The organism is Aeromonas sp. s7(2024), from assembly GCF_040907825.1.
Classification (GTDB): domain Bacteria; phylum Pseudomonadota; class Gammaproteobacteria; order Enterobacterales; family Aeromonadaceae; genus Aeromonas; species Aeromonas veronii.
Map to the genome: position 1 here is coordinate 359,223 of NZ_JBFOCM010000016.1, position 21,371 is coordinate 380,593.

The 21,371-nt window shown below is 59.0% G+C and carries 21 protein-coding genes; 11 read left to right on the top strand and 10 right to left on the bottom strand.

Features of this window, described 5'->3' with window-relative positions:
• Window positions 1–27: 27 nt before the first annotated feature.
• The 6 genes from AB5Y73_RS06615 (at window position 28) to AB5Y73_RS06640 (ending at window position 6,870) form a co-directional block, all read left to right on the top strand.
• Complete coding sequence (locus tag AB5Y73_RS06615; protein WP_107682325.1) at window positions 28–1,647, top strand: ABC transporter substrate-binding protein; 1,620 nt, start codon at window positions 28–30, stop codon at window positions 1,645–1,647.
• A gap of 98 nt (window positions 1,648–1,745) precedes the next feature.
• Window positions 1,746–2,666, top strand: a complete 921-nt coding sequence (gene oppB, locus AB5Y73_RS06620) for an oligopeptide ABC transporter permease OppB (protein ID WP_005337672.1) — start codon at window positions 1,746–1,748, stop codon at window positions 2,664–2,666.
• 14 nt (window positions 2,667–2,680) lie between these two features.
• On the top strand, window positions 2,681–3,592 hold the full coding sequence (oppC, locus tag AB5Y73_RS06625) for an oligopeptide ABC transporter permease OppC (RefSeq protein WP_005337670.1): 912 nt from the start codon (window positions 2,681–2,683) through the stop codon (window positions 3,590–3,592).
• 54 nt (window positions 3,593–3,646) lie between these two features.
• Complete coding sequence (locus AB5Y73_RS06630; protein ID WP_181497435.1) at window positions 3,647–4,627, top strand: ABC transporter ATP-binding protein; 981 nt, start codon at window positions 3,647–3,649, stop codon at window positions 4,625–4,627.
• A complete protein-coding gene (gene oppF / locus AB5Y73_RS06635) occupies window positions 4,628–5,623 on the top strand; it encodes a murein tripeptide/oligopeptide ABC transporter ATP binding protein OppF (RefSeq protein WP_005337666.1) in 996 nt (331 codons plus the stop codon).
• 302 nt (window positions 5,624–5,925) lie between these two features.
• Window positions 5,926–6,870 carry a TerC family protein gene (locus AB5Y73_RS06640; RefSeq protein ID WP_005337664.1) on the top strand — a complete coding sequence of 315 codons (945 nt, stop codon included), beginning with the start codon at window positions 5,926–5,928 and terminating at the stop codon, window positions 6,868–6,870.
• A 65-nt stretch (window positions 6,871–6,935) separates the two neighbouring features.
• On the opposite strand, the gene alr is transcribed toward AB5Y73_RS06640, so the two are convergent.
• The gene (gene alr / locus AB5Y73_RS06645; protein WP_103422279.1) at window positions 6,936–8,162 is read right to left on the bottom strand and encodes an alanine racemase; all 1,227 of its coding nucleotides are present in this window, start codon (window positions 8,160–8,162) and stop codon (window positions 6,936–6,938) included.
• Between the two features lie 173 nt (window positions 8,163–8,335).
• On the opposite strand from alr, the gene AB5Y73_RS06650 reads away from it, so the two are divergent.
• Complete coding sequence (locus AB5Y73_RS06650) at window positions 8,336–8,785, top strand: isoprenylcysteine carboxylmethyltransferase family protein (protein ID WP_107682327.1); 450 nt, start codon at window positions 8,336–8,338, stop codon at window positions 8,783–8,785.
• A gap of 92 nt (window positions 8,786–8,877) precedes the next feature.
• Here the strand turns inward: AB5Y73_RS06650 and tapW are convergent, their stop codons facing one another.
• Together tapW and AB5Y73_RS06660 are read right to left on the bottom strand one after the other, a co-directional pair.
• Complete coding sequence (tapW, locus tag AB5Y73_RS06655) at window positions 8,878–10,017, bottom strand: type IVa pilus ATPase TapW (protein WP_005353124.1); 1,140 nt, start codon at window positions 10,015–10,017, stop codon at window positions 8,878–8,880.
• Between the two features lie 58 nt (window positions 10,018–10,075).
• Window positions 10,076–10,432, bottom strand: coding sequence for a DMT family protein (locus AB5Y73_RS06660; RefSeq protein ID WP_005353120.1), 357 nt, complete (start codon window positions 10,430–10,432; stop codon window positions 10,076–10,078).
• A gap of 112 nt (window positions 10,433–10,544) precedes the next feature.
• Here AB5Y73_RS06660 and AB5Y73_RS06665 point away from each other — a divergent pair, with 112 nt between their 5' ends.
• The 3 genes from AB5Y73_RS06665 (at window position 10,545) to AB5Y73_RS06675 (ending at window position 13,244) form a co-directional block, all read left to right on the top strand.
• A complete protein-coding gene (locus AB5Y73_RS06665; RefSeq protein WP_043825634.1) occupies window positions 10,545–11,276 on the top strand; it encodes an ABC transporter substrate-binding protein in 732 nt (243 codons plus the stop codon).
• 97 nt (window positions 11,277–11,373) lie between these two features.
• On the top strand, window positions 11,374–12,381 hold the full coding sequence (gene btuC / locus AB5Y73_RS06670; RefSeq protein WP_107682328.1) for a vitamin B12 ABC transporter permease BtuC: 1,008 nt from the start codon (window positions 11,374–11,376) through the stop codon (window positions 12,379–12,381).
• Between the two features lie 65 nt (window positions 12,382–12,446).
• Window positions 12,447–13,244 carry an ATP-binding cassette domain-containing protein gene (locus tag AB5Y73_RS06675; RefSeq protein WP_162895469.1) on the top strand — a complete coding sequence of 266 codons (798 nt, stop codon included), beginning with the start codon at window positions 12,447–12,449 and terminating at the stop codon, window positions 13,242–13,244.
• A gap of 22 nt (window positions 13,245–13,266) precedes the next feature.
• Here AB5Y73_RS06675 and aac(6') read toward each other — a convergent pair whose 3' ends face one another.
• Window positions 13,267–13,725: an aminoglycoside 6'-N-acetyltransferase gene (aac(6'), locus tag AB5Y73_RS06680; protein ID WP_107682329.1), complete on the bottom strand. Its 459-nt coding sequence runs from the start codon at window positions 13,723–13,725 to the stop codon at window positions 13,267–13,269.
• A gap of 6 nt (window positions 13,726–13,731) precedes the next feature.
• Entirely contained in the window at window positions 13,732–14,796 is a 1,065-nt protein-coding gene (locus AB5Y73_RS06685) for a 3-deoxy-7-phosphoheptulonate synthase (protein WP_107682330.1), read from the bottom strand.
• 144 nt (window positions 14,797–14,940) lie between these two features.
• Between AB5Y73_RS06685 and AB5Y73_RS06690 the strand changes: the two genes are divergently transcribed.
• Complete coding sequence (locus tag AB5Y73_RS06690) at window positions 14,941–15,321, top strand: diacylglycerol kinase (protein ID WP_181497434.1); 381 nt, start codon at window positions 14,941–14,943, stop codon at window positions 15,319–15,321.
• A gap of 81 nt (window positions 15,322–15,402) precedes the next feature.
• Here the strand turns inward: AB5Y73_RS06690 and serA are convergent, their stop codons facing one another.
• The 5 genes from serA to AB5Y73_RS06715 all read right to left on the bottom strand — a co-directional run bounded on the left by serA (window position 15,403) and on the right by AB5Y73_RS06715 (window position 21,327).
• Window positions 15,403–16,635: a phosphoglycerate dehydrogenase gene (serA, locus tag AB5Y73_RS06695; RefSeq protein WP_033137987.1), complete on the bottom strand. Its 1,233-nt coding sequence runs from the start codon at window positions 16,633–16,635 to the stop codon at window positions 15,403–15,405.
• A 324-nt stretch (window positions 16,636–16,959) separates the two neighbouring features.
• Window positions 16,960–17,613 (bottom strand): ribose-5-phosphate isomerase RpiA, encoded by a 654-nt coding sequence (rpiA, locus tag AB5Y73_RS06700; protein WP_107682332.1) that lies wholly within the window; start codon window positions 17,611–17,613, stop codon window positions 16,960–16,962.
• 161 nt (window positions 17,614–17,774) lie between these two features.
• A complete protein-coding gene (locus tag AB5Y73_RS06705) occupies window positions 17,775–18,371 on the bottom strand; it encodes a 5-formyltetrahydrofolate cyclo-ligase (RefSeq protein ID WP_005337635.1) in 597 nt (198 codons plus the stop codon).
• Window positions 18,372–18,583: 212 nt separating this feature from the next.
• Window positions 18,584–19,918, bottom strand: a complete 1,335-nt coding sequence (locus AB5Y73_RS06710; RefSeq protein ID WP_107682333.1) for a Na+/H+ antiporter NhaC family protein — start codon at window positions 19,916–19,918, stop codon at window positions 18,584–18,586.
• A gap of 428 nt (window positions 19,919–20,346) precedes the next feature.
• Complete coding sequence (locus AB5Y73_RS06715; protein WP_107682334.1) at window positions 20,347–21,327, bottom strand: alpha/beta hydrolase; 981 nt, start codon at window positions 21,325–21,327, stop codon at window positions 20,347–20,349.
• Window positions 21,328–21,371: the final 44 nt, after the last annotated feature.

The following is a 21,371-nucleotide window of genomic DNA, read 5'->3' on the forward strand; positions in this document are numbered from 1 at the left end:
ATGGAATGTTCTTGTTGGAGTAGGGAAATGACTCATAAAAAAACAATGATTAACACATTGCTGGTGGCTGCACTGTTTGGTGGCGTCAATGTGGCTCAGGCTGCCGATGTCCCGGCGGGAACCAAGCTGGCTGAAGTCCAGCAACTGGTAAAAGGCAACGGCTCCGAGCCTGCGACCCTTGACCCGCACAAGACCGAAGGAACGGTCGAATCCAATATCCTGCGCGACCTGTTCGAGGGTCTCGTTGCTTCCGGCCCGAAAGGGGAAATTCTCCCGGCTGTGGCTGAATCCTGGGAAACCAAGGATAACAAGCACTACGTCTTCCACCTGCGCAAAGATGCCAAGTGGTCCAACGGTGACCCGGTCACTGCCCACGATTTCGTCTTTGCTTTCCAGCGTGCCGTTGATCCGAAAACCGCCTCTCCTTACTCCTGGTATCTGGAGATCCCGACCATTGCCAATGCCTCCGAGATCATCGCAGGTAAAAAGCCGGCTGATACGCTGGGCGTGAAGGCGAGCGACGACTACACCTTCGAAGTACAACTCGAGAAAGCGATCCCTTACTTCGTCAGCATGCTCTCCCACACCACCACCTATCCGGTACCGAAGAAGGTGATCGAGAAGTTCGGTGACAAGTGGACCCAGCCGGAAAATATGGTATCCAACGGTGCCTATACCCTGAAGAACTGGGTGGTGAACGAGCGCGTCGAAGTGGAGCGCAACAAGCACTACTGGAACGATGGCAAGACCGTCATCAACAAGGTGGTCTATCTGCCCATCCAGTCTACCAACGCTGACCTGAGCCGCTATCTGGCGGGCGAAGTGGACATCACCTATCAGATGCCCATCGAGCGCTTCAAGCAGATGAAGAAAGAGAAGCCGGACGAGCTGAAAGTGACCGGTTATGTTGGTACTTACTACTACCAGTACAACGTCAAGAAGAAGCCGTTTGACGATGTGCGCGTCCGTACTGCGCTCTCCTATGCCATCGATCGCGACGTGATTGCCGACAAGGTGATGGGCCAGGGTCAGACGCCCGGTTACACCCTGGTGCCGGACTTCGTCGATGGCTTCAAGCCGGTAGCGCCCGAGTGGTCGAAGATGACCCAGGCCGAGCGTGATGCCAAGGCCAAGGCGCTGCTGCAAGAGGCCGGTTTCGATGCCAGCAAGCCGCTGAAGTTCGAGCTGCTCTACAACACCGATGACAACCACAAGAAAGTGGCTGTGGCCGTGGCCTCCATGTGGAAGAAGCTGGGGGTGCAGGTGAGCCTGGTCAACCAGGAGTGGAAAACTTACCTGGAAACCAAGAAACAGGGTCAGTTTGATGTAGGTCGTGCCGGCTGGATCGCCGACTACAACGAAGCCTCCTCCATGCTGGATCTGATGCAGACCACCCACGGCAACAACGACGGCAAGTACTCCAATCCGGAGTTCGACAAGCTGATGGATTCGTCCCGTGATCAGGTTGATGTGGCGGCCCGCAACAAGCTCTACGTCCAGGCTGAAGAGATCCTGGCCAAGGACATGCCGATCGCCCCCATCTACCAGTACGTGACTGCCCGTATGGTCAAACCCTATGTAGGCGGCTATCCGGCCAACCCGCTGGATAACCTCTACAGCAAAGATATGTACATCATTGCTCACTGATTTAAAGCAACAAGTCGCATAACAAGCAGGGCCTGCCGGACGGCGGGCCTTTATTACAACCGCGACCATTTGGAAGCAGTACAGGACAGGAAATGTCTATGTTGAAATTCATTTTTAAACGGCTATTGGAAGCGATCCCGACTCTGCTGGTCTTGATCACCGTCTCTTTCTTCATGATGCGTTTCGCCCCGGGTAACCCCTTTACCAGCGAGCGTTCACTGCCCCCCGAAGTCATCGCCAACATCGAGGCCAAATATGGGCTCGACAAACCCATTGGCATGCAATATCTCACCTACCTGGGCAACCTGGTGCAGGGTGATTTGGGCCCCTCTTTCAAATACAAAGATTTCACCGTCAATGATCTGGTGAGTCAGGCGCTGCCTGTTTCCGCCAAGATCGGGACCACGGCCTTCTTCTTCGCCGTGCTGCTGGGGGTCACCTTCGGCACCATAGCGGCACTGAAACAGAACACCATCATCGACTATCTACTGATGTCGTCGGCCATGGCCGGGGTGGTGATCCCGGGCTTTGTGCTGGCGCCCTTGCTGGTGCTGTTTTTCAGTATTCATCTGGGTTGGTTCCCTGCCGGTGGATGGCAGGGTGGTGGCATCCAGTTTATGGTGCTGCCGGTGTTCGGCATGATGATGTACTACATCTCTGCCATCTCGCGGATCATGCGGGGCAGCATGATCGAGACCATGAACTCCAACTTCATCCGTACCGCCCGTGCCAAGGGCTTGCCGCTGCGCCACATCATCCTGAAACACGCGCTGCGTCCGGCCATGCTGCCAGTGGTCTCCTATCTGGGCCCGGCCTTTGTCGGCATCATCACAGGTTCCGTGGTGATCGAGACCATCTTCGGCCTGCCGGGGATCGGTCAGCTGTTCGTCAACGGTGCCCTTAACCGTGATTACTCCATGGTGCTCGGTCTGACCATTCTGGTCGGCGCCCTCACCATCACCTTTAACGCCGTGGTCGATATTCTCTACGCCTTTATCGATCCCAAGATCCGTTACTAATTCGGGAGTTCATCATGGTTGTTTCAACTGAAAAACGCGATGCCGTCGAGGCGTTCGCGCAAAAGGTCGAGGTGGTGGAGGGGCGCTCCCTGTGGAAGGATGCCCGTCGCCGTTTCCTGCGCAACAAGGCGGCCCTGACCAGCCTGATCATTCTGACCATCATCGGTCTGGCGGTCATCTTTGGCCCCCATCTGTCCCAATACACCTTTGACGATCCGGACTGGGGCGCCATGCAGTCGCCGCCGGATATGGAAGCGGGCCACTACTTCGGAACCGACAGTCTGGGGCGCGATCTGTTCGTGCGTACCCTGCTGGGCGGGCGCATCTCCCTGATGGTCGGCATCATGGGCGCCATGGTAGCGGTCATCATCGGTACTTTGTATGGCGCGGCCTCCGGCTTTATCGGTGGTCGGGTCGACAGCCTGATGATGCGGGTACTGGAGATCCTCAACGCCTTCCCGTTCATGTTCTTTGTCATCATGCTGGTCACCTTCTTTGGCCGCAATCTGGCACTCATCTTTATCGCCATCGGGGCGGTGAGCTGGCTCGACATGGCGCGGATCGTGCGCGGCCAGACTCTCAGCCTCAAGAGCAAGGAGTTTATCGAGGCAGCCCACGTCTGTGGCGTCTCCAAGTGGAAGATCATCACCCGTCACATCGTACCGAACGTACTCGGTATCGTGGCCGTCTACGCCACCTTGCTGGTGCCGGGGATGATCATGTTTGAATCCTTCCTGAGTTTCCTGGGCCTTGGGGTTCAGGAACCGATGACCAGCTGGGGTGCCCTGCTGGATGAAGGCTCCAAGTCGATGGAAGTGGCCATCTGGCAACTGCTGTTCCCCGCCTGCTTTATGGTGGTGACCCTGTTTTGCTTCAACTTCCTCGGGGATGGTCTGCGTGACGCCCTCGATCCGAAAGATCGTTAATCGAGCATCGGGTCGACAGGAAAGCATCACGAAAGATCGATAAGGAGTTTTTATATGAAGTTACTGGATGTGAAAGATCTGCGGGTCGAGTTCAAGACCCCGGACGGCAATGTAGTGGCGGTCAACGACCTCAACTTTTCTCTCACTGCGGGTGAAACCCTGGGGATCGTCGGCGAGTCCGGCTCCGGCAAATCCCAGACGGCCTTTGCCATCATGGGGCTGCTGGCCAAAAACGGCATTATTACCGGTTCCGCCAAGTTTCAGGGCGAAGAGATCCTCAACCTGCCGGAGTCCAAGCTCAACAAGATCCGCTCCGAGAAGATCGCCATGATCTTCCAGGACCCCATGACCTCGCTCAACCCCTACATGAAGGTGCAGGATCAGCTGATGGAAGTGCTGATGTTGCATAAGGGCGTCAGCAAGGCGGAAGCGTTCGAAGAGTCGGTACGGATGCTCGATGCGGTCAAAATTCCCGAAGCACGCAAGCGGATGGGCATGTATCCCCACGAGTTCTCCGGCGGAATGCGTCAGCGGGTGATGATCGCCATGGCACTGCTCTGCCGGCCGCAACTGCTGATCGCCGACGAGCCGACCACCGCGCTCGACGTGACCGTGCAGGCCCAGATCATGACCCTGATGAACGAGCTCAAGCGCGAGTTCAACACCGCCATCATCATGATCACCCACGACCTTGGCGTGGTCGCCGGTATCTGCAACAAGGTGCTGGTGATGTATGCCGGTCGTACCATGGAGTACGGCAAGGTAGACGATATCTTCTATCGCCCGAGCCACCCCTACACCGAAGGCTTGCTGCGCGCCATTCCCCGCCTCGATACCGAAGGGGAAGTGCTGCCCACCATCCCGGGCAATCCGCCCAACCTGCTGCGTCTGCCCACCGGTTGCCCCTTCCAGGAGCGTTGCCACCGGGTCAGCGAAATTTGCGGCCAGCAGTCACCGATCCTGACCCCGTTCAACGACGGTCGGGAGCGTGCTTGTCACTGGGTTTCGGATGCCATGAACAAGGGGGCCAACTAAATGGGTGCCGACAAAAAATTGCTGTTGGAAGTGTCTGACCTCAAGGTCCACTTCAGTATCAAGAGTGGCAAGGCGTGGCCCTGGGCCAAACCGTCCGACCTCAAGGCGGTCGATGGTGTTACTCTGCGCCTCTACGAAGGGGAAACCCTCGGCGTGGTGGGTGAGTCCGGTTGCGGCAAATCTACCTTTGCCCGCGCCATCATCGGTCTGGTACCGGCCACCGATGGCAAGGTGGTGTGGCTGGGTGACGATCTTACCAAGCTCGATCAGAATGCCCTGCGCGAGAAGCGTAAAGAGATCCAGATGATTTTCCAGGACCCGCTGGCTTCTCTGAACCCGCGCATGACTATCGGCGACATCATCGCCGAGCCGCTCATCACCTTCTACCCCAACCTGCCGCGGGAAGAGGTGAAAGAGAAGGTGCGCGCCATGATGAGCAAGGTGGGGTTGTTGCCCAACCTGGTCAACCGCTATCCGCACGAGTTCTCCGGCGGCCAGTGCCAGCGGATCGGGATTGCCCGAGCGCTGATCCTCGAGCCCAAGATGATCATCTGCGACGAGCCGGTCTCGGCGCTTGACGTCTCCATTCAGGCGCAGGTGGTCAACCTGCTCAAATCCCTGCAAAAGGAGATGGGGCTGTCGCTCATCTTCATCGCCCACGACCTGTCGGTGGTCAAGCATATCTCCGATCGGGTGCTGGTGATGTATCTGGGCAACGCCGTTGAGCTGGGGACCCGCAAGGAGATCTTTGCCAATCCGCTGCACCCCTACACCAAGGCGCTGATGTCTGCTGTGCCGATCCCGGACCCTGAGCTGGAGCGCAACAAGGTGATCCAGATCCTGGAAGGGGACTTGCCATCGCCGATGAATCCGCCGTCCGGTTGCGTGTTCCGCACCCGCTGCCCGGTGGCTGGCCCCGAGTGTGCCAAGACCCGCCCAGTACTGGAGGGGAACTTCGATCACGCGGTCTCCTGCCTCAAGGTCGACCCGCTCTGATGGGGATGTGTTGAACCTGCTTGCGGGGCTCCTTGATGGGGCCCCGATTTATTTTTGACGGCAGTGAAGATGCCTCTTGGCGTTATCTTTTACCGCTGCTACTATCCGCGCAACAAGGGGAGTAACTTCTCGCCGGTTTGTCGTCATTACGGTGCACCCATTTCCTGCAGTGCACCCGGCAGCCGGGCAGTCGATGAAAATTGGCTGTAAGTGAGACCTTGCCGAGAGGCAAGGTGTATCTGCTCCAAACGCAAACCCACGCCTCTCGGTCGTGGGTTTTGTCGTTTTTGGGAGAGGTGAACATGGGTGAATGGTGGATGTGGACCGGTTTCTTCAGCATAGTGCTGGTCCTGTTATGGATAGACATACGCTTTGTCGGTGGCGGCAAGTCACACAAGGTGTCCCTCAAAGAGGCGGGGGTCTGGTCCCTCATCTGGGTCAGCGTGGCGCTGCTCTTCAACCTGGCCATCTGGCTTTGGCTCGATCACAGCGCGGGCCGTGAGATTGCCAACCAGAAAGGGCTGGAGTTCCTCACCGGCTACCTCATCGAGAAAGCGCTGGCAGTGGACAACGTCTTCGTCTGGCTGATGCTGTTCGGCTACTTTGCCATTCCAGCCGAGCTGCAGCGCCGGGTGCTGCTGTACGGGGTACTGGGTGCCATCGTGATGCGTGCCGGTATGGTGTTCGCGGGCAGCTGGCTCATCGAGCAGTTCCACTGGATCCTCTATCTGTTCGGCGCTTTCCTGCTGCTGACCGGTGCCAAGATGTTGTGGGCGGCCGACAAGGAGCCTGACTTGGCCAACAATCCGCTGCTAGGCTGGATGCGCCGTCGTTTCAAGGTGACCGAGACCCTGGAAGGGGAGAAGTTCTTCGTCTGGCGTGACGGTGTGCGCTATGCCACTCCGCTGCTGCTCATTCTGGTGCTGGTGGAGGTGAGCGACCTCATCTTCGCGGTGGACAGTATCCCGGCCATCTTCGCGGTGACCACGGATCCCTTCATCGTGCTGACCTCCAACATCTTCGCCATCATGGGTCTGCGCGCCATGTACTTCCTACTGGCGGGTGTGGCTGATCGCTTCGCCCTGCTCAAATACGGTCTGGCGCTGATCCTGATGTTTATCGGGGTCAAGATGCTGCTGCTGGATATCTTCAAGATCCCGACCGGCATAGCACTGGGCGTAGTCGCGTTGATCCTGCTGGCATCCATGGGGCTGAGTCTGTTTGTGACCCGTAAAAAGGCCGCTTGAGCGCGGCAGACAATTAAGCAATAACAACAAGGGCTCCCGCGGGAGCCCTTTTTCATATCGTGTTATCAGCGTTTGATCTTCTTGGGGTTGGTGTAGCCCCAGATGGTGTACATGTCCGCCAGCAGGGCGCCGTTGTACTCCTCCAGATCCGCCTGTTTCACTTCGGCGTCACCCTGACGGCCAAACAGCACCACCTCGTCACCGGGTTTCACCCCTTTCAGATCCGTCACGTCCACCATTATGGTGTTCATGGAAGTCTTGCCGACCACCGGCACCTTCTGACCCTGGATCAGCACATAGGCTTTGTTGCTGAGGGCGCGGCGATAGCCATCGGAGTAGCCCAGCGGCAGGTTGGCGAGCCAGGAGTCACGCTTGAGGGTAAAGGTGCGGTCATAACCGACGGTGTTACCCGCTGCATAGTGGTTGACCGAGGCGACCTGGGTCTTGAATGCCATCACCCGCTTGTATTCGGTGTGGGAGGGAATGGAGTCACCGTAGAGCAGGCCGCCCGGGCGCACCATGTCGAAGTAGGCGTCCGGCACGGCTAGGGTGGCGAAGGAGTTGGCGGCGTGGATGGTGATCTTGCTGCGATCCAGCTTGCCCGCTTCCAGCAGCCACTGGGAGTCCAGTTTGAACTGGGCCAGCCCCATCTTGACGTCCTCTTTCTCCTCCACCGGGAAGTGGGTCATGATGCCGACCGGGGTGATCCCCTTTAGCTTGAGCATGGCCAGCGCATCCTGTTTGGCATCGGCCAGACGCAGGTCGATGCCGTTGCGGCTCATGCCGGCGGAGTTGAGTGCAATATGCACCGGAATGGTGGTGTGGTGGCGCTGGGCGATATCGGCGATACCCTGGGCACTCACCAGACTGCCGATCAGCTCCTCCATCTTGTAGGGCAGGGCCTGCTCTACTTCATCCGGTGTGGCAGCACGCACCCGCATCAGACGGCCGGTAAATCCCTTCTCGCGGGCGACGCGGGCCTCTTCGTTGCTGGCGATGCCGATGCAGGGGATATTGGCCTTGACCACGGAGGGGACCAGCAGGTCGATGCCATGACCGTAAGCGTCGGCCTTCATGATGGCGCAGATCTGCGGGCCCTTGTCGCCGAGGCGATCCTTGAGGGTCTGGATATTGTGTTCAAAGGCGCCCAGATCCACTTCCAACCAGGCGTTGCTGGCGGTTTGCTCCTGGCCGTTGCGATGATCCGTCGCAAGGGGCAGATAGGGAGCCGCAACGGCTTGGCCCGCGAGCAGGCCGAAGATCAGGGTAGCCAGCAGAGTTTTCTTGTGCATGGTGATTCCTTTTTGTTGTTCGCGTTGGATAGTTTGGACGGGGTCGGCCACATTGGTGGTGGTTTAACCACAACTTGTTGTTATTATTATGATCTTTGTCACTCTCAACAGGCGCTGACTGGTTGGGAGTCTACCGCAACACGGGTTCGGCCGACACTCGTCAGGGGAATAAAATGGTCAATCTTGAGTTACGTTTGCCACCACCGCTGATCTTCCTGCTCTGTGCCGGGGCCATGTGGTGGCTAAGAGGGGAGAGCCAGCCAGGCATCTGGGCAATGACGCTGATGGCTGTGCTGGTAGTGGCGGGGGCCATCATGGGCTTTGGTGCCCTGCAACGGTTTCGTCACCACCAGACCACGGTCAGCCCCACCAAACCTCAGCACACCAGTCGTCTGGTGACCTGTGGCGTCTATCGTGTCAGTCGCAATCCCATGTATCTGGGGCTGCTCTGCTGGCTGGCCGCCTGGGGCTGTTATCTCGGTGGAAGTTGGGTCTGGGTTGGGCCAATAGTGCTGGTGGCCTGGCTGACCCGCTTTCAGATCATGCCGGAGGAGCGGCTGCTGCGCGCCCGTTTCGGCGACGAGTATGTGGCGTATTGCCAGCGCGTTCGCCGTTGGTGCTGACTGGCTGTGAGCTGCGTGAGCTGAGGGATAAGTCGGGTCAGCCGTGCGGGATAAAGAAAACCCCGGCTGGCCCGGGGTTCTCGAGGGGCAGGTTAGAAAAAATCGCCCTTCTCGTCCTTGGTGGGTTCGAGGCTCCAGCCGGTGGCATCGCTGCTGCTGGCAATCTGCCCCTTCTCCTTCCACAGCTTGATCTTGAGGCGCAGGTTGTTGGCCGAGTCGGCGTTCTTCACCGCCTCTTCTTCCTCAATTACCCCTTCCACCACCAGATCGAACAGTGCACTGTCGAAGGTAACCATGCCGAGGGCCTTGGATTTTTCCATCACCTCTTTGAGGCCGCCAAATTCGCCGCGCTTGATCATGTCGCGGATGGTGTGGGTGCCGAGCATGATCTCCACTGCGGCCCGGCGACCGCCATCGGTGGTTTTCACCAGCCGCTGGGAGACAAAAGCCTTGAGGTTGTTGCCCAGATCGTTGAGCAGCTGGGGGCGGCGCTCCTCGGGGAAGAAGTTGATGATGCGATCCAGCGCCTGGTTGGCGTTGTTGGCGTGCAGGGTGGAGATGGCAAGGTGGCCGGTTTCGGAGAAGGCCAGCGCATGTTCCATGGTCTCGCGATCGCGGATCTCGCCGATAAGAATGACGTCCGGCGCCTGACGCAGGGTGTTTTTCAGGGCAGCATGGAAGCTACGGGTATCTACCCCCACCTCCCGCTGGTTGATGATGCTCTTGCGGTGACGATGAACGAACTCCACCGGATCCTCGATGGTGATGATGTGGCCACCGCTGTTGCGGTTGCGATGGTCGATAAGCGCCGCCAGCGAAGTGGATTTACCCGAGCCGGTACCGCCGACAAACAGCACCAGACCGCGTTTCTCCATGATGGTGTCGAGCAGCACAGGCGGGAGTTTGAGATCTTCAAAGCGGGGGATTTCGGTCTTGATGTTGCGGGCCACAAGAGAGACTTCGTTGCGCTGCTTGAAGATGTTGACCCGAAAGCGGCCGATCTGGGGCAGGGAGATGGCGAGGTTCATCTCCAGATCCTTCTCGAACTGCTGCTTCTGCTCGCCATCCATGATCTCGGCGGCGATCCGCGCCACTTCACCCGGTTCCAGCGGCGTTTCGTTGAGGGGGCGCAGGCCGCCGTTAAATTTGGCGCAGGGGGGCGCGCCGGTCGACAGATAGAGGTCTGAGCCATCCTGCTTGGCCAGGATCTGTAACATGTCTCGCAATTCCATTTTTTTGCCTCGTCGATCAATGAGATGCCATGAGCGGGATGATATTGAGTGTACAGCCTCAGGCGCCGGTCAGTTTCTCGCGAAAGACAAAAAAGACCGCACCGAGAATGCAGAGCCCTGCCCAGAGATAGTCCCATTTCAGATCTTCCTTGAGATAGAAGATAGAGAAGGGGACGAATACGGTGAGTGTGATCACTTCTTGCAGGATTTTAAGTTGGCCCACGCTCATCACCGTATGGCCGATGCGGTTGGCAGGCACTTGCAGCAGGTATTCGAACAGGGCGATACCCCAGCTCACCAGGGCGGCAATGATCCAGGGTTTATGGTTCATGCTCTTGAGGTGAGCGTACCAGGCGAAGGTCATAAAGACGTTGCTGCAGAGCAGCAGACCGATACTGGCGAAAATCGGGTTCATAGGGTTCTCCTTGAAAATCCGGCGCATTTTATCCCTGAACCACGGGTTTTCATACGTGGTGCGGGAGGGTATTTTTAACCAACAGGATAAGCCGTGCGAGGTATGCGACGGGATGGGCAAGTTATGCGGGATTGTGTTGTTACTGTTATTTGCCATGCCGGTGCGAGCGACCCCGACGCTGACGGTGGCCACCGATCTGTGGCCGCCATTTCGCATCCTGCAAGCGGATGGCCGGTTGCAGGGGCTCGACATGGACATCCTGCGCCGGTTGCAACAGGCGAGCGGCATTGAGTTGCAGGTACGGCGGATGCCGTGGGGCAGGGCGCTCAAGCAGATGCAGACCGGTCAGGTCGATCTGATGATTGGCCTCGCCTATACCGCCGAGCGGGCGCAGTTTATCGACTATCTGCAGCCAGCCTACTATCAGTGCTGGCCCGCGTTTTATGGTCAGCCGGTCAATGTGGCCCGGATCCACCAATACCGCGATCTGCAGGGGGTGAAGGTGGGCTATGTGCTCAACTCAGCCTATTTTGAGCCCTTCAACAGTGACAGCCGCCTCGACAAGCACGGAGTACCCACCGAAGATCAGCTGCTGCGCATGGTGCAGCGCGGCCACCTGCCGCTGATGATTGGCACCGACTGTCAGGTGGACTATGCCCTGAGTCAGGGAAATGCCAGCCGGATAGGCAAGGCGGACTACCGCCCCGCCACGCCGGTGACCCTCTATCTGGGGATGAGCAAGCACTCACCTCACCAGTCGCTGCGCCAGCCCTTGCTGGTGGCGCTGCAAAATCTGGTGGCCAGCGGCGAGATAAGGGTGATGGCCAAGCGTTACCAGCCTTGACCTTGGGTGGCAAGCCACTGTTATCATGCCCTTTTCCTGCTTCTCCCCCGGCGCTGCGACAGGGCCGGGGGGAAGCCTTGTTATTCGGGGATCCTCCTTGTACCTCTCCCTTATCGCCCGCCAGCAGCGCTGGCAGCGGCGCTGGCTCTGTGGCCTGACGCTGCTGACCCTGCTGCTGTTTCTCTTCTCCCTCGTCTGGGGCGAGTTTGTGCTGCTGCCCTGGCAGCCTCTTGGCGATCTCGAACAGCGCATCCTGCTGGAGCTGCGGCTGCCCCGTGCCTTGCTGGCCCTCTTGGCTGGCGCAGCCCTTGCTTGTGGCGGCGCCGTGTTGCAGGTGATGCTGCACAACCCGGTGGCCGAACCCGGGTTGCTTGGCGTTTCAAGCGGGGCAGGACTGGCTGCCATGGTGGCGATGGCGGTGGCCAAATCCCTTGGCTTCTATCTGCCAGGCTGGGGGCTGTCGCTGGCGGCCTTCGGTGGCGCCTTGCTGGTGACCATGCTGCTCATTCGGCTGGCTCGCCGGGCGCGTCTCGGTCATGCTCGCTTGCTGCTGTTTGGCGTCGCCATCGGTATTCTTACCAATGCCGCCATGACCTGGTTGATGTACTTTGCCGACGATGGCTCCTTGCGTGAATTCATGTTCTGGATGATGGGTAGCCTCTCTTACGGCAGCCAGCAGTTTGCCTGGTGGTGGCTGGTGCTGCCGCTCACCCTAGGTTGGCTCTGCTGGCAGGGCAAGGCGCTGCAACAGTTGTTGTTGGGGGAGACCCAGGCCCGCCTGATGGGGATGGATGTCGACAAGATGCGGGTGCGGCTGGTGCTGGCGGTCTGTCTGCTGACCGGTGTGGCGGTGTCGTTGTGTGGTGTCATCGGTTTTGTCGGGTTGGTGGTGCCCCATCTGCTGCGGCTCTGCGGTGGCAGCGATCAGCGCTTTCTGCTGCCTGCCTCGGCACTTGGCGGCGGGGCCCTGCTGCTGGCGGCCGATTTGGTTGCTCGATCCACCCTGAGCGCGGGGGAGTTGCCTATCGGCGTCATCACCGCCTCGGTGGGGGCGCCGCTCTTTATCTACCTGCTATTGAGGCAAACTGCCGATGGTGCTGCATGAATATCTGCATGATTTGGTCGGGGCGCGCAGTCTCCTTATTTACCCGTTGTTGAGGCAAGATGCCGATGTCACCCGCTGATCCCATGCCGGTTTCTTCTCGTGCTGCTGCGCCGCTGCTGGAGGCGCACGCACTCGCTAGTGCCGGACGGCTCTCTCCCCTAGATATCCGCTGGCATGGCGGCCAGTTGGTGGCGCTGCTTGGCCCCAATGGCAGTGGCAAGTCGACCCTGCTCGGGGCGCTGGCGGGGATTTTACCCGCCGATGGCACAGTGCTGCTGGGGGGGGCGGTGCTTACTGACCTGAGTTGGCCCGAGCTTGCCAAGCAGCGTGCCATGCTACCCCAGCGTCAGCCCCAGCTGTTTCATATTCCGGTGTTTCAGGTGTTGAGCCTGGGGTTCGATGAGGCGGTTGCGCCCGCCAGACAGAATGAGGCGATAAACGCACTGTGCGAGGCATTGGAGCTGGAAGCCTTGCTGGCTCGTGACTTTAGCCGGTTGTCGGGGGGCGAGCAGCAGCGGGTGCTGATTGCCCGCACCCTGCTGCAGGTGTGGCCGGGCCTCAATCCGACCGGCAAGGTGCTGCTGCTGGACGAGCCGCTGGCGGGGCTCGACCTGCATCACCAGCTGGCGCTATTGCGTTTGCTGAAAACCCTGGCCGGGCAGGGATTGCTGGTGGTGCTCGCCATCCACGATATCAATCTGGCCATCGACTGGGCGGACCGCATTCTCTGCCTGCAAGGGGGCGCGGTGGTGCGCGAAGGGGGTGTCGAGCTGGTGGATGAGGCGCTGCTGGCACAGGTATTCCAGATCCGCACCGACCGCATCGAAGCTGCGGGGCGCGTGTGGTTTATGCCCAGTTTGTGAGAAACAAGAAAGGCCCTTGGCGTCAGCCGAGGGCCTTTTTGAAGAATACGATTCGCTCCGTTTCGGCAAAGCCGAGTTGTTGGTGCATCTGCTGCGAGGCAAGATTGTCGATGGCGGCATCGGAGGCCAGTTCCCGGCAACCCAGCTCGCGGCCCCACTGCGCCACCTGAGCGATCAAGGCTTGGGCCACCCCACGCTGGCGCGAGGCCGGTTGCACATAGACCCCTTCCAGATACATCACAGGGCTGCTGTTGCAGCCATTCACGTAATCGTGGCGCAGGGCTGCATCGGCAAAGCCTACCGCCTGACTCTGCTCATCCAGCGCCAGAAAGGCGTTGAGATGTGCATTGGCCAACATCTCAACCCCTTCCTGCAGGTGGGCCGAAAGTGCGTGGTGCGGCCACAGCTGCTGGCGCAGGGTTGCCCACTGCGCCAGCAGCGTCTCATCGAGGGGGACTATCTGCCAGCCGATATTCGTCATCGGGGCTCAGGCTTGCCGCTTGGCAAGGCGTACCAGTGCAGCCTCTGCCAGCATCGCCAGTAGGGTTTCGGTGTCGCTCCATGATAGGCAGGCATCTGTGATGCTCTGGCCAAAGGTGGCGGCGCAGCCGTTCTCCACATCCTGACGCCCTTCCACCAGGAAGCTTTCGGCCATGATGCCGGCGATGCCGGTACGGCCGCGGCGCAGCTGATCGCAGATATCTTGCGCCACCAGCAGCTGACGGCGGTGATCCTTCATGCTGTTGCCGTGGCTGAAATCGACCACCAGACGCTCCGGCAGGCCCACATCGGCCAACGCTTCACACGCTTCATCGACACTGGCGGTGTCGTAGTTGGGTCGGTGGCCGCCACGCAGGATCACATGACCAAAGGGGTTACCGGCGGTGCGGTAGATGGTCATCTTGCCGTCTTTGTCCGGCGAATAGAAGATGTGGCTGTGGCGGGCGGCGCGTACCGCATCGATGGCGATGCGGGTATTGCCGTCGGTGCCGTTCTTGAAGCCGACCGGGCAGGAGAGGGCCGAAGCCATCTCGCGGTGTACCTGGGATTCGGTGGTACGAGCGCCGATGGCGCCCCAGGTGATGAGGTCGGCAATATACTGGCCGGTCACCATATCGAGGAATTCGGTGGCGGTGGGCATGCCGATCTCGTTGATGTCGACCAGCAGTTTGCGCGCCAGTTTCAGCCCTTCGTTGACATCGAAACTGCCATCAAGGCGCGGGTCATTGATCAGCCCTTTCCAGCCGACGATGGTGCGCGGCTTCTCGAAGTAGGTGCGCATCACGATGCAGAGACTCTCTTTATACTGCTCGCGCAGGGCGTTGAGGCGCAGGGCATACTCGCGAGCAGCAGCGGGATCATGGATAGAGCAGGGGCCGACAATGACCAGCAGGCGCTGATCGTCTCCGGCCAGAATGGCTTCCACTTCGCGACGGGCATCCAGCAGATTCTGGGCAATGGTATCGGTGATCGGAAACGCGTGTGCAAGCTCGCTCGGAGTGATCAGTGACTCCAGGCGACGGGTGCGCAATTCATCTGTGTGAATGGACATACAACTCAAGTCTCGAGTGGGTGGTGTCAGCCGCAAGGGGCGAAAAAGCAAAGAGATAAAATAAAGCAAAAGTCCCCTGATTGAAACCTTGGGGGGCTCTGATAGGATGTGAGGCCAAAATCGATTCCAAATGAGGTAGATAGCGTGGCAAAGCCAGGGGCAACCGGGGTCACCCGCATCATCAACGCAACCGGTTACAGCATGAAGGGGCTCAAGTCAGCCTGGATTAACGAGGCGGCGTTTCGGCAGGAGCTGATGCTGATCCTGTTGCTGATGCCGCTGGCCTTCTGGCTGGGGGAGTCTCTCAACCAGATCCTGCTGCTTATCATCATCAGCTGGCTGGTGGTGATCGTCGAGATCCTCAACTCCGCCATTGAAGCTGTGGTAGACAGGGTTGGCTCCGAGCATCATGAGCTCTCCGGTCGCGCCAAGGATTTGGGCTCTGCCGCCGTCTTTATCGCGCTGGCCCTGAACGCCCTGGTATGGGGGGCGCTGGTGGGCCGCAACCTGTTGGGGTGGTGGTAAGCCACTACGCTGCCTTTAGGTTCTGCTTCATAAAAAAGCCCGTCATCACGACGGGCTTTTTGCTGCGCAGATAAGGGTCTATCAGTGGAGGATGCGGGCGCGGATGGTGCCGTTGATCTCCTTGAGCTTGGCGAGCGCCTTCTCGCTGTGCTCGGTCTCCACGTCGATCACCACATAACCGATATGGCTGCTGGTCTGCAGGTATTGACCGGCGATGTTGATCCCCTCTTCGGCGAAGATCTGGTTGATCTGGTTCATCACGCCCGGCTGGTTGCGGTGAATGTGCAGCAGGCGGCTGGAGCCCTTGTGGCCCGGCAGCGACACTTCCGGGAAGTTGACGGCGGAGAGGGTGGAGCCATTGTCGGAGTATTTGACCAGCTTGTTGGCTACTTCCAGCCCGATGTTCTCCTGCGCTTCGTGGGTGGTGCCACCAATGTGCGGGGTCAGGATCACGTTCTCCAGCCCACGCAGCGGGCTTTGGAACTCCTCGTCATTGGACTTGGGCTCGACCGGGAAGACGTCGATGGCGGCACCGGCAATATGGCCGCTCTTGATGACGTCAGCCAGCGCATCGATATCCACCACGGTACCGCGGGCGGCGTTGATAAAGATGGCGCCCGGTTTCATCATCCGCAGCTGCTCGGCTCCGATCATGTTCTTGGTGGAGGCGGTCTCCGGCACGTGCAGGCTGATGACGTCAGACATATTGAGCAGCTCGACCATGCTCGGCACCTGAATGGCGTTGCCCAGCGAGAGCTTGTTCTCGATATCGTAGTAATAAACCTTCATGCCGATGCTCTCGGCGATGATGCCAAGCTGGGTACCTATGTGGCCGTAGCCGATGATGCCGAGCTTCTTGCCGCGGGCTTCCACCGAGCGGTTGGCCAGTTTTTCCCACACGCCGCGATGGCACTTGGCGTTTTTCTCGGGGATGCCGCGCAGCAGCAGCAGGATCTCGCCCAGTACCAGCTCGGCGACCGAGCGGGTGTTGGAGAAGGGGGCGTTGAAGACCGGAATACCGCGGATCTGGGCCGCTTCCAGCTCGACCTGATTGGTACCGATGCAGAAGCAACCGATGGCAACCAGCTTGCTGGCGGCGTCGAGCACCTTCTCGGTGATCTGGGTGCGCGAGCGCAGCCCGATGAAATGCACGTCACGGATCTGCTCGATCAGCTCCTCTTCGGAGAGCGAGGTCTTGAGATACTCCACACTGGTGTAACCTGCGGCACGAAAGGTCTCTACGGTGTTGGGGTGAACCCCCTCCAGCAGCAGTACCTTGATTTTATCCTTGTCCAATGAAAACTTGGCGGTCATGACGATCCCTCTGTATGTGCAAACGTAAGTGCAGATTTGGTGTGCGAAGAAAACCGTAAAGTAGCAAAAACGTTTGGGAGAGGGAATATTTGTGACGAAAGTCAAATTCTTTGAAGTTATCAACGAATGTTGTAAACATCCGTATGCAACTTGTTGAGGGATAAATAAAAACGGCGCCATCAGGCGCCGTCATTTATTCACAGTGCAATGTTTGGGTCATATCCCATCCCGGGGCTCAATCAACGCCGCTGCTGCGTCAGGGCTGGCAGAGTGGCGCTAGCGTGCGAGGGAGGATGCCGCTGCACTGTGCTGCCGGTGTCGGGATTACTGGGTAATCACGCCGTCCGGCGTACCGATCAGGACAACATCGGCGCCGCGGGCGGCGAACAGGCCGTTGGTGACCACACCAACAATGGCGTTCAGTCGTACTTCCAACGCCTTGGCGTCGGTAATGGCCATGCCTTTCACATCCAGAATGTGGTTGCCGTTGTCGGTGACCACGCCTTCACGCCACACCGGGTTGCCACCCAGTTTGCGAATTTCGCGGGCTACGTATTCGCGGGCCATCGGGATCACTTCAACCGGCAGCGGGAACTGGCCCAGCACGTCGACGGTCTTGGTGTTGTCGATGATGCAGATGAACTTGTCAGCTACGGCGGCAACGATCTTCTCGCGGGTCAGGGCTGCGCCACCGCCCTTGATCATGTCGCGGGTTGCGTTGATCTCGTCGGCGCCATCCACATAGACGGAGAGGGCGTCGATCTCGTTGAGATCATATACGCTGATGCCGAAGCCCTTGAGGCGCTCGGTAGAGGCCACGGAGCTGGATACCGCCCCCTTGATCTCGTCCTTCATGGTCGCCAGCGCGTCGATAAAGTGGTTGACGGTAGAGCCGGTGCCCACCCCGACGATGGTGCCGGGAACCACATACTTGAGCGCAGCCCAACCGGCCGCCTTCTTCATTTCATCTTGAGTCATGATCGTTCCTTAAGAAAAAAGCGGGCGCATTATATCCAACCCGGTACCCCGTCGCGACCTTGTTGCTCACGTTCCGGGGCAAAAAGAGGGACTTTGTAAATCGTTTGCCTGTTTATTCTGCGTTTGCGCGCACAAAGCCGGGATTGCCGGCCAAAAACAGCCTATTCAAAGCGCCAGCAGTGGCTCGGGGTGATGATCTGGGGCAGCGGCACATCCCACTCCTCTTGCGGGACCGCATCCACCTGCTGGCAGTCGTGGGCAATGCCGAGCGGCTTGGGCCCCAGCTTGTGCTCATGCCAGATGGCGAGAGTGCGATCGTAGTAGCCGCCCCCCATGCCAAGGCGATTACCCTGGGCATCGAAGGCAACCAGCGGGGTGCAGATAAGATCGAGCGTGCTGTGGGGCACCACCTGCAGGATATCCAGCTCCGGCTCTTCGATGCCGTAGCGGTTGCGTACCATGGGGCTGGTGGCGGTATAGCGCAAAAAGAGCAGGTGACCCGGGGTAAAGGGGTGGAGCACCGGCAGGTAGACCTCTTTGTGCTGGGCCCACAGCCAATGGATGGTGGGCAAGGGGTTGATCTCCCCGTCATTGGCCAGATAGAGGGCAATGCGTTTGGCGGCGAGGATCTCGGGGTGTTGCTTGAACTGGGCCAGCAGCTGTTGGGCCGCCGCTTGCTGCTCGGCCGGACTCAGATTTTTGCGGCGTTGACGAACCAGTTGGCGCAGGGATTGACGTTCGGGTTGGGACTCATGCATGGGGAACCTCTGGTATAGCTGCGCATCGATGGCTTGAACGCGCTCTACCTTAGCACATTCACTCTTGACGTTAAGGGGGACAGGGGAACTCCCGCCCCGGACGGCTGATGCCCGGAACGGTGGGATAAATGCTGGCTGATCCGTTAGTGAGTCAACAAGGGCAAGGGTGTGGCCCCTGTTGACAGCATGTCGGCGCGCCAGACTCTGGTCAGTTACTTGTCAGCCTTGCCGCGCATCTGGTGCTTCACAAACACTGCAATGAGTGCCGCTACCGCGAGTGCCATCGGGTAGAAACTCATGCTCACCACCGCCAACGGCGACAGGGCGAAGATGGATCCCAGCAGCAGCGCCTGTGCGCCCCAGGGGATCAGACCCTGTACCACGCAGGAGAAAATATCGAGCATGGAGGCGGCGCGGCGCGGGGTGACACCGTGGTGTTCGGCCAGATCCCGGGCTACCTTGCTGGCGACGATAATAGCCACCGTATTGTTGGCGGTGCAGAGGTTGGTGAGGCTCACCACCCCGGCGATGCCGAGCTCGGCGGCTTTCTCGTTCTGTTCACCATTGTGCTCGCGAGTGAAACGGGCAATCAGGGCGCTGATGCGCTCGCTGATCCATGCCAGTCCACCCTGACGTTCCATCAGGGCGCCGAGACCGCCGATCAGCATGGAGAGCAGGAAGATCTCCTGCATGCCGGTAAAGCCCTGATAGATATCCTTGCTGAACTGACCGATGGCGTAGCCGTTGATCATGCCCACTGCTCCGGCGGCCAGAATACCGACCCCCAGCACCACAAACACATTCACCCCGGCGAGCGCCAGCCCCAGGATCAGCAGATAAGGCATCACCTTGAACAACTCGATGGCGCTGCCGTTGGCAGGGGATTCACCCACTGACCCCAGGGTCAGATAGAGCAGGATCACCGCGATGGCAGCAGGGGCTGCAATCTTGAAGTTCTCGCGGAACTTATCCTTCATCTCACACCCCTGACTGCGGGTGGCCGCTATGGTGGTGTCGGAGATGATGGAGAGGTTATCGCCAAACATGGCGCCGGAGAGAATGGTACCTGCCATCAGCACCGGATCGATACCGGCCGCCTGCGCCACGCCCAGCGCGACCGGCGCCACGGCACCTATGGTGCCCATGGAGGTGCCCATAGCGGTAGCAATAAAGGCAGAGATGAGGAACAGTCCGGGCAACAGCGCCCAGCCAGGGATGAGCGACAGGCCCAGCGCCACAGTAGCATCAACCCCGCCGGTGGCCTTGGCCACGCTGGCAAAGGCGCCCGCTAGCAGATAGATAAGGCACATCGCCATGATATTGCTGTGGCCGACCCCCTTGAAGAAGGTCTCCAGATTGCTGTTGAAGCTCTCTTTGCCAAGCAACAGGGCCAGCATCACCGCAGGCAGGGCAGCAACCGGAGCGGGCAGCTGATAGAAGGCGAATTCGACCCCCTGCAGGGTCAGCCAGGTACCGGTACCGATAAAGAGTGCGAGAAAAACCAGAAGTGGCAACAAGGCCCTGGCACTGGGTTGAGTCTGGATCATGTGTTCCTCTGAAATTGAACAATGACCTCCTGTCATAAACTGCTTTGTACCTGTATCGGATAGGGATAGGGGGAAAACAGGGCGGGCATCCTGCCGCATTGGGGTGCCCACAGTAGTGAGTCAACCTCGCTTGGTCAAGATAGACGTCCAGATGGATAGGTGTTTTTGTTTGATGATTCTGGTGTTGTTGAGATATCCAAAGAATATTCGGAAAAAGAAGTTGGTGCTGTTTATTGTTCATTGCTGTTCTGATGCAGTCCGCGGGTATCGCGTGCCTTTAATAAGGAAAGAGGTAAACGATAAGATCTCTGCATGCCATCTTGGGGATTTCTCCCGCTGCCAAACGTCAGCCGCACCTCTCTCTATCTCTACGTGAGCATGGTGCGGATATTTCCAGAACGCGTGGACACAAGACCTGGGCTGTGTGGTTACTGTGTCAGTTTCTCCACCGCCTGAACGGCTGTCGCGAGAGCATCCTGTTCCAGCGTCAGCGGAATGTGGCCAATTCCGGGCAGCAGGGTGACAGGCCAGGAGATGCCGAGACGTCTTAACTCAGGTTCAAGTTGATCTGTTTGAAAGGCTTCGTCATTTGCACCCGCGATCACGGCGCAGGGGCGTTGCACATTGCGCAAATTCTGCTGATAGTCGCGCTCTGGCTGAAAGTTCGAGGCAAGGTTGAAGGAGTAGGAGGGGGTCAGCAGGGATTTCGCCTCATCATTGAGGGCAAAGTTCAGCACGGTCAGATGGTTGAGTGCGGAAATATGGAAACCGTTGAGGATGCTCAGGGCGATGAGGCGAGGCAAGCCGACACGCACCCAGCCACCGCTGTTGGGCCGGTAGTTGGCGGCGGTGGGGCCGAGATAGGGGGAGAGCAGCAGATAGCTCTCGAACAGGGTTTGTCGCGCACTGCCAGCAACACGCAGCACAAAGCCACCCCCTGACGAGAAACCGACGAGTGTTGCAGGCTTGGCGGGGGCCACCGACTTGATGAAATCTTCCAGATCGTCTTCAAGCTGACCGATGTAGGAAATGGTGCCTTTGTTGCTCGATGCGCCATGGCCGCGAATATCGAGGGCGTAGGCGTCGTATCCCGCTTGCGAAAAGGCGCTCGCCATCTTGTGCATGCTCTGGCTGCTGGCAGAAGAGCCGTGAACCAGTACCACGCTGCCCTTGACCTTGTTGTTCTCTGCGTGCTCCTTTGCGCCATAGTGCCGATAGGCCAACTGTGTACCGTCACGCGCCGGGTATCTTGAGAGAGGTGGCATGCTGCTCCAGTCACTCCCCTTGAAAGGGTCGTTGATGCTGGCCATCGCCGGTGCCGGGCTCGGCCCGCCAAACAGCAGAGCCGCGGCCAGCATGACCAGGGTCAGTGATCCCAACCCCACTGCAAACAGCAATCCTGCGCTCATCCTTGCACCTCGTTTGATATCGACACGGGCGTTGCCCTGATTTT